Genomic DNA, 10,668 nt, shown 5'->3' with positions numbered 1-10,668 from the left:
GCTTAAGCTTTATACTGGACGAATATTAGTTAGAAATAATTTTATGGTCGATAGTGCTTAAGTCTAATGGGCTAAAGTCTATCTTGGACAGAAAAACAGCACATGTTAAAACATGACAACCCGTTCAATCTGTATCAAAAAATAATACGTGTTGAGCAGGAAGTTAGGAAAACTATTTTAAATCAGGACTTGGGTATTTCAACGTGGCTACATCAGTATTAGTTATCAATTGCGGTTCTTCATCTATTAAATACGCACTGGTTTCAGAACGCCGTGAAGACCGTATTTACGGTTTAGCAGAAAACTTGGGGGCAGCTGACGCTCGTATTAAGGGAATTACAGTCGGTGGTGAACCACTTGAACTTTCAATTCCCTATGCTGACCATGCCAAAGCTTTAGAAACTTTACTTGCACGTCTTGCCAACTACAAACCGCAAGCAATCGGTCACCGTGTCGTACACGGTGGTAGTTTAACTAAAGCAGAATTACTCACTCCTGAAATTATTGAACGTATTCGTGCTGCGACACCTTTAGCACCGCTTCATAACCCAGCACATTTAATTGGTATTGACGCAACCGTACGCCTATTCCCTGAATTACCTCAAGTTGCCGTATTCGATACAGCATTCCATCAAACCATGCCACCGCATGCATACCGTTATGCAATTCCTAAGTTTTTATATACTGACCACAACGTCCGCCGTTATGGCTTCCATGGTACAAGCCACGCCTATGTGTCTGATAAAGCAAGTGAGCTTGCAGGCAACCTGAAAAAAGGTGGATGGTTAACAGCACATCTAGGAAACGGTAGTTCAACTTGCGCAGTATGGAATGGACAAAGTGTTGATACCTCTATGGGCCTTACTCCACTTGAAGGTGTGGTAATGGGGACGCGTAGTGGTGACGTTGATCCAAGCTTACACAGCTTCCTTGCGAAAAACCTCGGTTGGGACTTAGCAAAAATTGATAAAGTTTTAAATAACGAAAGTGGTTTACTAGGCTTATCTCAACTGTCTAACGACATGCGTACAGTGATTGAAGCGGCTGAAAATGGCAACGAAGATGCCACTCTTGCAATCGAAGTATTCAGTTATCGCCTTGCAAAATCACTTGCTGCATTAAGCTGTGGTTTACCAACATTGGACGGCTTAATCTTCACAGGTGGTATTGGCGAGAACTCAGCCTATATTCGTGAAAAAACCTTAGCTTATTTACCTCATTTTGGTTTGCAGCTTGATAAAGATCAAAACAACAACCTAAAACGTGGCACTGAAGGGCGAATCGACAACGGAAATGGTCCACAAATTTGGGTCATTCCTACAGACGAAGAAGGCCGTATTGCCAAAGAAACTCGTCAAGTTGTTGAAGCGGCAGAAAATACAGCATCTGTAGCAAGCCTTGCTTAATTAGAGCTTAGCGAAAACTCGATATTCGTTTATTTATAGGTTTATATGAATACAATTTTATTGATTCCTACAGGCGAAGGGGTTGGCTTAACCTCTGCCTGCTTAGGCATGATTTACGCACTTGATTGTAACGGCATTAAAGCAGGCTTTTTAAAACCATTTTCTCAAGAAGACCAAGAGCATCTTGACCGAACCACTTCATTATTTGGTCATTTATTTCAAAGTAAAACTGTTCAATCTATTTCGCATGAAAAATTAACTCAGCTTATTGCCGCTGGGGAAGTAGATGAATTACTTGAAGAAGCGGTTAGCCTTCATCGTAGTGTTGCAGCAGACCATGATGTCATTATTGTGGAAGGCTTATTACCAAACGGACAAGACCACTTCGCCAGTGAGCTTAACGCAAGTCTTGCACAAGCGCTTGATGCAGAAGTTGTATTAGTTAGTACAGCAGATATTCAAAACCCGAAAAAAGCCGCAGAAAAAGTAGATGCTCATTTACGCCAGTTTGGTGGAGCAACATCAAATCGTACTGCTGGTGTACTGTTTATGCGTACCCGTGGATTAACCGAAGAAACAGCTCAAATTCCTGTTGCGTTTGATCCATCGTTACGACCGACTGAAGAAATCGCAAAATTTACGACTGAACTGCAAAAATATAATCGTTATTTTGGTTCTAGTGATTTACCGATTATTGGGCTGGTTCCATTTAGCAACACGTTAAGCGTACCAAGAACACTTGATATTGCAAATGTCATTGATGGGCAATGGGTACATCAAGGTGAAGCGAAAACACGTCGTATTTTGCATTCGAGTTTAATTGCTTCAAGCATTGAATATGAACTGAATAAGTTTATTGCAGGCGAATTGATTATTAGCGCATCTGAGCGTACCGACGTTTTACTTGCAAGTAGTTTGGCAACCAGCAATGGTATTCCTCTTGCAGGTTTGGTACTTACCGAAAGAGAAGCACCAGCACCAGAGCTTTTAGAGTTTTGCCAAAGTGCAATTAAACAAGGTTTGCCAATTTTACATACCCGTTTAAATACACTTGAAACTGCTCAGCGTTTATCTAATTTTGGCAATGAGATTCCAACTGACGATACTGAACGTGCTGAGCAAGTGACTCGATTTGTTTCAAGTCATATTGATGTTGAATGGCTTAAACAGCACAGCAACAATGCTGCTACCCCTCGCCTGTCGCCATCAGCTTTCCGTCATGAACTGGTGCAAAAATCAATTGCAGCAAAAAAACGGATTGTGCTACCTGAAGGTGATGAACCACGCACCATTCAAGCTGCAGCAATTTGTCAGGCACGTGGTATTGCTGACTGTATTTTATTAGCTAAACCAGATGCTGTGCACGATGTTGCGAAAGCACGCGGTATTGAATTACCTGCCGAATTGGCAATTGTCGACCCCGATAGTATTCGTGATCAATACGTTGCACCAATGGTTGAGCTACGTAAAGGTAAACTCAATGAGCTTCAAGCGAAAGAACAGCTTCAAGATACTGTAGTGCTTGGCACCATGATGTTAGCCTTAGATCAAGTCGATGGTTTAGTTTCAGGTGCGGTACACACCACAGCAAATACAGTCCGCCCAGCATTCCAGCTCATCAAGACAGCACCTGAATATTCACTGGTTTCATCAATCTTCTTTATGCTTTTACCAGATGAAGTTTATGTATATGGCGACTGTGCAATTAATCCAGACCCTACAGCAGAACAACTAGCTGAAATTGCCATTCAGTCGGCTGACTCAGCGAAAGCGTTTGGAATTGACCCGCGTATTGCCATGATCAGCTACTCAACTGGTACTTCTGGAACAGGTGCAGATGTTGAAAAAGTACAGCAAGCAACTCAAATTGCTCAGCAACGTCGTCCTGATTTACTGATTGATGGTCCACTTCAATACGATGCAGCTTCAGTTGAAAGTGTGGGACGTCAAAAGGCACCAGACTCACGCGTTGCAGGCCGTGCCAATGTATTTATTTTCCCAGATTTAAATACGGGTAATACCACTTACAAAGCGGTACAGCGTGCTGCAAATGTTGTGAGCGTTGGACCAATGCTGCAAGGCCTCAACAAACCAGTGAATGACTTGTCTCGTGGAGCATTGGTAGATGACATCGTCTTTACCATTGCATTAACAGCAATTCAGGCCGAGCAACAAGCCGCTGCCAAATAATTAATATAATTAACCTTTACTACCTCTCGCCATTTGATGTCCGCTCAAATGGCTTTTTTTTATTTTAATCACTCAAAAATAAATAGTTTTTCTGATTTCTTACGTTTAAATCACTTCAAATCTTCTTATGCGACTTTCGGTCAAAAGATCAACCAATCTCCCACAACGCTGTCTTTTTGTCATATAATTTAGCCCGCTAGCTAACAGCCCGCTCAAGAGATTTTCTGGTATGACAACGATTATCAAACAAGATGACTTGATTACATCGATCAAGGACGCCCTACAGTTTATTTCGTACTATCACCCGCAAGACTTTATCCAAGCGATGAGCCGTGCTTATGATCGCGAAGAAAACAAAGCCGCAAAGGATGCAATTGCACAGATTCTAATTAACTCTCGCATGTGTGCGGAAGGTCATCGTCCAATTTGCCAAGACACTGGTATTGTTAACGTTTTCCTTGAAGTGGGCTTAGATGTTAAATTTGATTTAACAATGAGCTTAGACGATGCGGTAAACGAAGGTGTTCGTCAAGGTTACCTTGAAAACAGCAACGTTCTTCGTGCATCTGTACTTGCTGACCCTGCATTTGGTCGTAAAAACACAAAAGATAATACCCCTGCTGTAATCCACTACAAACTCGTTCCGGGTAATAAAGTAGATATTACTGTTGCTGCTAAAGGTGGCGGTTCAGAAAACAAATCTAAACTTGCAATGCTTAACCCATCTGACTCAATTGTTGACTGGGTACTTAAAACCGTTCCAACAATGGGTGCAGGCTGGTGTCCTCCAGGTATGCTCGGTATCGGTATTGGTGGTACTGCTGAAAAAGCCATGATGCTTGCTAAAGAAGCGCTCATGGAAGAAATCAACATGGACGAATTACTTCGCCGTGGACCAGAAAACAAAATCGAAGAACTTCGTATCGAAATCTTTGAAAAAGTAAATGCACTTGGTATTGGGGCACAAGGTCTTGGCGGTTTAACGACTGTTCTTGATATTAAGATTAAAGATTACCCATGTCATGCTGCTGGTAAACCAGTAGGTATGATTCCTAACTGTGCTGCTACTCGTCATGCTCACTTCCAGCTTGATGGTACAGGTGTAGCTCATATCCAAGCACCAAAACTTGAAGACTACCCTTCTGTAACTTGGGACTCTTCACAGTCTAAACGTGTAAACCTTGATACCATTACTCAAGAAGAAATGGACTCTTGGAAACCGGGTGACACATTACTTCTTAGCGGAACAATGTACACAGGTCGTGATGCTGCGCACAAACGTATGGTTGAAATGATCGACAATGGTGAAGAATTACCAGTTGATCTTAAAGGTAAGTTTATTTACTACGTTGGCCCTGTTGATCCAGTGGGCGATGAAGTCGTTGGTCCTGCTGGCCCTACAACTGCAACACGTATGGATAAATTCACACGTAAAGTATTAGAACATACTGGCCTATTCGGTATGATCGGTAAAGCTGATCGTGGTCCTACAGCAATTGAAGCAATCAAAGACAACAAAGCAACTTACTTAATGGCAGTTGGTGGTGCGGCTTACCTCGTATCTAAAGCTGTTCGTGAAGCTGAAGTTGTTGCGTTTGCAGACTTAGGTATGGAAGCAATCTACAAATTCGTAGTTGAAGATATGCCAGTTTCTGTTGCAGTTGATGTAAACGGTACTTCAATTCACGCAGTAGCTCCAAAAATCTGGCAAGCGAAAATTGGAAAAATTCCAGTAGTCGATGCAGCAGCTGGCTAATCAAGAAAAGCACCGAATTCGGTGCTTTTTTTATGCATTCTTTTTTTATTTTAAAATCTGAAAAGAATTGTAACAATTACTTCGTCAATCTGTGCTATTAATGAAAGCACCCTCTCGCCAAATATTGAATATAGGTCATTTCATGACTATTCGCCCTATTCTTAAAAATCTCTCAATCAGCCTTTGCCTAAGCTGTATTACCACAAGCTTGTTTGCCTCTCCTGCCAAATTAAGTTCAGTTAAAGAACTCATGCAAATGAGCCAAATTGATTACCTGCTTAAAGAGTCAATTAATGAATTAACGCCTTACTATGATCAACAGGCAGAACAGATCGTTAGTAATATCACAGGTATCAAAACTTTAGGTCCAAAAGAAAAAGAGGCCGCGAAGAAGTTAGGTTCTCTCCTAAAAGATTCAAGTAATCAGCTCATTAGCAACCCAAAAACCGCCCAAGCCTTACAGGATATTTACCTAAAGACTTATACTGAAGAGGAAATTCAGGCGAATCTGAAATTTTTAAAAACCCCAGAAGGCCAATCAATTACGCGCAAAAATGTACAGATTATGGGGCAAATTTCAGAATATATGATGGAGTTGGGACAGCAAACATTTAATGACCCTAAAGCACGAGATCATATGCAAGAAGAGATGCTTAAAATTCTTGCACCGTTGATGAAAGATAAAGAAAAGTCTTAACTTTTCTTTATCTTTTTCAGCTCATTACCAAGTTAAAGGATTCCATAATTTAAATGGTTTAATCAGATGTACATCTGATTTTTCATCATATTTAGCTGGCTTTAATTCTTGTGGTTTATGGCGGATCTTTCCTGAAGCATCTTCAGCAACAAAATTATAGCTAGAAGATTTAAGCTCGGTAAATGCTATCTCTCTACGTCCGATATTGTCTTGCATTAACATAAATGGACCAGTATGTTCACTTCGGTCCATTTTATTTTCTTCATCATATTTCAAATAATAAGACGTTCCCGCCTCAACAGTAATATCAATATATTTTGGTTCTTGAAAATGAATACCAAGTAAAGGGCGACTCGCAGAAAGACGATACGTTCCTGCTGGTAACTCAATCCAGTAATAATGATTATGTAATAGGCTCGGAATGCGCTTGCCATTCACAAAGAGATTAATCGCTGCAATTTCCTGACGATTCCATTTTGTGTCTGGTCGATATAGATAAACTACAGCTGCCTGTTCATTTTGTGGTTTGATTGGAGCAAAAGTCTGACCCAATTTTTGGTTGACCCACCCTCCCACAGTAAAACCGCCTAAATGATATTGATCTAATAAACCAGGTTCTTTTTCAACATCAACTTTAGGTAGAGTCGCGGTCAATTCACTCGAATTTTTTTCTAAATGAGATGAACTTTGACAGCCCACAAATAGTCCTGCACAGCACAAAGATACGATTAAATAACGCATGGCATCCCTCAAAGCGTTTTGTTTTTGATTTATTTTTTACACCGCAAAACTATGCGTATTTTGTATTTTTAAGATTAACACTACCCATATAAATTGAAAACAAAAAAAGCATGAATCACTAACGCGATTCATGCTTTTTAGATGAATGAAATCTATGCAGACTTCGAATCAATAACCTTTAAATCTGCCTTAGCAGCACTTTCATGCGTTGCAGCTTCTTTAGGTTGGCGTTCAGCCTGATAAACAGGTTCTGCTTCACCATTAATGACTGCTTCATTAATAATGACTGTTCCAACATCTGTACGACTTGGTAAATCATACATAGTTTCAAGCAGTACGTTTTCCATAATAGAACGTAGACCACGCGCACCCGTATTACGTTCAAGCGCTTTTTTAGCAACAGCACGTAATGCAGAATCTTCAAAGATCAGATCAACATTTTCCATAGTGAAAAGATATTGATACTGGCGTGTTAATGCATTTTTTGGCTCAGTCAAAATTTGCATTAAAGCTTCTTCGTCTAGCTCTTCAAGTGTCGCAATCACTGGTAAACGACCAATGAATTCTGGGATTAAACCAAATTTCACCAAGTCAGTTGGCTCAACCTGACGGAACAATTCAGCAAGCTTTTTGGTTTCATCTTTGTTTTTAACGTCAGCTGTAAAACCAATTCCGCCTTTCTCTTGACGCTGTTGTACAATTTTTTCCAAACCAGAAAATGCACCACCACAAATAAATAAGATATTTGAGGTGTCAATTTGGATAAACTCTTGCTGTGGATGCTTACGACCACCTTGAGGCGGAATCGAAGCCACTGTACCTTCAATCATTTTTAATAATGCTTGTTGTACACCTTCACCAGAAACATCACGCGTAATTGATGGATTTTCAGATTTACGAGTAATCTTATCAATCTCATCGATATAGATAATACCCTTCTGAGCTTTCTCTACATCGTAATCTGCTTTTTGCAAAAGCTTTTGTACAATATTTTCAACATCTTCACCCACATAACCTGCTTCGGTTAATGTTGTAGCATCTGCCATCGCAAATGGAACATCTAAAAGGCGAGCTAATGTTTGAGCAAGTAAAGTTTTACCCGAACCTGTAGGTCCAATCAGTAGAATATTACTTTTAGCAATTTCTACTTCTTTAGACACATGTCCATTATGACCAACTTTTAGGCGTTTATAATGGTTATAAACCGCAACAGATAATGTCTTTTTGGCAAGATCTTGACCAATTACATATTGATCAAGCGCAGCACGTATTTCATGTGGTTTTGGCAATGCCTTACTCGCCCAGTCCCCTGCTTCAACCTGTTGGCTGGTTTGTACAAGGTCTAAGCAGACATCCACACATTCATTACAAATATATGCGTCCTCACCCGCAATCAGTTTCCCGACTTCAGACTGCGTTTTACCGCAAAATGAACAATGTTTTTGTCCTTGAGGATGTTCGGACATATTCACTCCACAAATAGAATCTTAAATATTAGGGCAAGATGCACTGCATAAATAACTAAATGGAGATCTTTTTCAACATCTCAAGTTATTTATATAAGAAGGTCCTTATGGACGCTTACTTAACACCTGATCAACCAGACCATATTCTTTAGCAGCTTGAGCTGTCATAAAGTTATCACGGTCAGTATCACGAGCAACGGTTTCATAGTCTTGACCACTGTGCTCTGCCATTAATCGGTTCAAGCGCTCTTTAATAAAGAGAATTTCACGCGCATGGATTTCAATATCCGATGCTTGACCACGGAAACCACCCAATGGTTGGTGAATCATGACACGGGCATTTTCTAAACAATAGCGTTTGCCTTTAGCGCCCGCATTTAATAAGAATGCACCCATTGAAGCAGCTTGGCCCATACAATATGTCACGACATCAGGTTTAATAAACTGCATTGTGTCATAAATAGCCATGCCCGCTGTCACAGACCCACCTGGAGAGTTGATATAAAGGTGGATATCTTTATCAGGGTTTTCAGCTTCTAAAAACAACATTTGGGCAACGATCAGATTTGCCATGTTGTCTTCAACTTCACCTGTCAAAAAAATGACGCGCTCACGTAAAAGTCGTGAATAAATATCAAAAGAACGTTCGCCGCGAGAAGATTGTTCAACCACAACAGGAACTAAAGCATTTTCAATTGTTGGAACATACATACGTTATTTATTCCTAAATTTTTTGTGACTTAACCTATGGCAACAATATGCGGGATAATTTCTCAAATTGCAAAAGGTTCGCACTGAAATATTATATTATTTATGCCTAAGTACTTAATGTCGCACTCAAATTGACCACATAAAGAAAAGCAAAAAAGGCGCCTAAGGCGCCTTTTTCTGACTTCTTAAAAGATTAGCCCATACGGCGAGCTTGTTGTTCTTTCAATAAGTCATCATAAGATACAGCTTTGTCAGTCACTTTAGCACCAGCTAAGATGTGATCAACAACTTGATCTTCTAATACAACTGCTTCGATTTGAGCACGTTGTTGAGCATCATTTTTGAAGTATTCAATCACTTCAGTTGGATCTTCGTAAGAAGAAGCCATGTCGTCGATGTAAGCATCAACGCGAGCTTGGTCAACTTCAAGTTTAGCATCAGCTAAAACTTTGCTTACCAATACGCCAAGCTTAACAGAGCGCTCTGCTTGTTCTTTGAACAATTCGTCAGGAAGCATGCTCTTGTCAAAAGATTGCGCGCCTGCACCACCGAACTGTTGAGTGAACTGTTGAACCATTTGTTGACGTTGACGGTCAATTTCTTGAGCAACCATTGCAGTTGGAACTTCAACTTCGTTCGCAGCAACAAGTGCATCAAAAGCAGCTTGTTTAACTTGGTTACGTAAACCATTGCGAACTTCACGTTCCATATTCTTACGAACGTCAGCTTTTAATTTCTCAACGCCTTCTTCTTCAGTTACACCGAAGATTTTCAAGAATTCAGCATCAATTTCTGGAAGTTTTGATTTCTCAACTTGCTTCACAGTGATTTTGAACTGAGCTGCTTTACCAGCTAAGTTTTCAGCTTGGTAATCTTCTGGGAAAGTAACATCAATTACTTTTTCTTCACCAGCTTTCATACCGATGATGCCGTCTTCGAAGCCAGGAATCATACGACCTGAACCTAACACAAGTTTAAAGTCTTCAGCAGAACCGCCTTCAAACTTCTCACCATCGATAGTACCTTCGAAGTCAAAAGTCACTTGCATGTCTTTCTTCGCCATGCCCTTGGTTACAGCCCAAGTTTGACGTTGTTTTTGCAAGTTTTCGATCATAGCGTCAACGTCAGCGTCTTTAATTTCAGCTGATTTACGTTCAACTTCTAAGCCGTCAAATGCTTTTACTTCAACTTCTGGATAAACTTCTACAGTCGCTTCAAAAACTAAAGCATCTTCTTTGTGTTCAACTTTCTCAATGTTCGGCATACCTACCGCATTGATTTTTTCTTGTTGAATTGCTTCAAAAACGCTATCACGAATGATGTCATTTACAACTTCTTGATAAATGCTTGCACCGTATTCGCGACGAACAACGTTTTCAGGTACTTTACCTGGACGGAAGCCGTTGATCTTCACAGTTTTGGCAGTGCGCTTCAAACGAGCTTCAAATTGCTCGTTAATACGGCTCGTCGGTACAGACACATTTAAACGACGGGCAACGCCCGAAACCGCTTCAGTCGTTACTTGCATGGCTTCCTCGATAAAAATTAGTTAGTAGGAACAGTTTTAAAAAGTGCTGTATTATATGACAACTTTCCAGATATACAAAATTAACCGATCACTTCATGTAAGTGAAGGACATTATTTTAGTAAATTTCACAGTAATTTTATGATTCTTTAAATATTTTTCATAAGTACTTAAG

General features: G+C 40.2%; 9 protein-coding genes. 5 read left to right on the top strand and 4 right to left on the bottom strand.

The features are described 5' to 3' along the window. Window positions 1–102: 102 nt before the first annotated feature. From HUN22_RS12415 to HUN22_RS12395, 5 genes are all read left to right on the top strand, one after another. Complete coding sequence (locus tag HUN22_RS12415; RefSeq protein WP_079748237.1) at window positions 103–222, top strand: hypothetical protein; 120 nt, start codon at window positions 103–105, stop codon at window positions 220–222. After that, window positions 204–1,406, top strand: a complete 1,203-nt coding sequence (locus HUN22_RS12410; protein WP_174729790.1) for an acetate/propionate family kinase — start codon at window positions 204–206, stop codon at window positions 1,404–1,406. Before HUN22_RS12415 ends, HUN22_RS12410 begins: the two co-directional genes overlap by 19 nt. A 45-nt stretch (window positions 1,407–1,451) precedes the next feature. Next, complete coding sequence (gene pta, locus HUN22_RS12405) at window positions 1,452–3,596, top strand: phosphate acetyltransferase (protein WP_014208324.1); 2,145 nt, start codon at window positions 1,452–1,454, stop codon at window positions 3,594–3,596. 229 nt (window positions 3,597–3,825) lie between these two features. After that, complete coding sequence (locus HUN22_RS12400) at window positions 3,826–5,352, top strand: fumarate hydratase (protein WP_002115045.1); 1,527 nt, start codon at window positions 3,826–3,828, stop codon at window positions 5,350–5,352. Window positions 5,353–5,494: 142 nt separating this feature from the next. Then, window positions 5,495–6,049: a DUF2059 domain-containing protein gene (locus tag HUN22_RS12395; RefSeq protein ID WP_002114716.1), complete on the top strand. Its 555-nt coding sequence runs from the start codon at window positions 5,495–5,497 to the stop codon at window positions 6,047–6,049. Between the two features lie 24 nt (window positions 6,050–6,073). Here the strand turns inward: HUN22_RS12395 and HUN22_RS12390 are convergent, their stop codons facing one another. The 4 genes from HUN22_RS12390 to tig form a co-directional block, all read right to left on the bottom strand. Continuing rightward, window positions 6,074–6,790, bottom strand: coding sequence for a DUF2846 domain-containing protein (locus HUN22_RS12390; RefSeq protein WP_174729787.1), 717 nt, complete (start codon window positions 6,788–6,790; stop codon window positions 6,074–6,076). Window positions 6,791–6,942: 152 nt separating this feature from the next. Further along, complete coding sequence (gene clpX, locus HUN22_RS12385; RefSeq protein WP_174729783.1) at window positions 6,943–8,256, bottom strand: ATP-dependent Clp protease ATP-binding subunit ClpX; 1,314 nt, start codon at window positions 8,254–8,256, stop codon at window positions 6,943–6,945. Between the two features lie 105 nt (window positions 8,257–8,361). Further along, a complete protein-coding gene (gene clpP / locus HUN22_RS12380) occupies window positions 8,362–8,967 on the bottom strand; it encodes an ATP-dependent Clp endopeptidase proteolytic subunit ClpP (protein ID WP_002114870.1) in 606 nt (201 codons plus the stop codon). A 193-nt stretch (window positions 8,968–9,160) separates the two neighbouring features. Then, complete coding sequence (tig, locus tag HUN22_RS12375; protein WP_002114878.1) at window positions 9,161–10,495, bottom strand: trigger factor; 1,335 nt, start codon at window positions 10,493–10,495, stop codon at window positions 9,161–9,163. Between the last annotated feature and the right edge of the window lie 173 nt (window positions 10,496–10,668).

Origin of the sequence: Acinetobacter lactucae (assembly GCF_013344765.1) — a bacterium.
Lineage (GTDB): Bacteria > Pseudomonadota > Gammaproteobacteria > Pseudomonadales > Moraxellaceae > Acinetobacter > Acinetobacter lactucae_A.
This window is presented reverse-complemented; position numbering and strand designations above follow the sequence as displayed.

What these genes read in the sequence shown, in the direction of transcription:
- HUN22_RS12390 (WP_174729787.1), bottom strand. Translation starts at nt 6,790, where the DNA reads ATGCGTTATTTAATCGTATCTTTGTGCTGTGCAGGACTATTTGTGGGC.
- clpP (WP_002114870.1), bottom strand. Translation starts at nt 8,967, where the DNA reads ATGTATGTTCCAACAATTGAAAATGCTTTAGTTCCTGTTGTGGTTGAA.
- clpX (WP_174729783.1), bottom strand. Translation starts at nt 8,256, where the DNA reads ATGTCCGAACATCCTCAAGGACAAAAACATTGTTCATTTTGCGGTAAA.
- tig (WP_002114878.1), bottom strand. Translation starts at nt 10,495, where the DNA reads ATGCAAGTAACGACTGAAGCGGTTTCGGGCGTTGCCCGTCGTTTAAAT.
- HUN22_RS12395 (WP_002114716.1), top strand. Translation starts at nt 5,495, where the DNA reads ATGACTATTCGCCCTATTCTTAAAAATCTCTCAATCAGCCTTTGCCTA.
- pta (WP_014208324.1), top strand. Translation starts at nt 1,452, where the DNA reads ATGAATACAATTTTATTGATTCCTACAGGCGAAGGGGTTGGCTTAACC.
- HUN22_RS12400 (WP_002115045.1), top strand. Translation starts at nt 3,826, where the DNA reads ATGACAACGATTATCAAACAAGATGACTTGATTACATCGATCAAGGAC.
- HUN22_RS12415 (WP_079748237.1), top strand. Translation starts at nt 103, where the DNA reads ATGTTAAAACATGACAACCCGTTCAATCTGTATCAAAAAATAATACGT.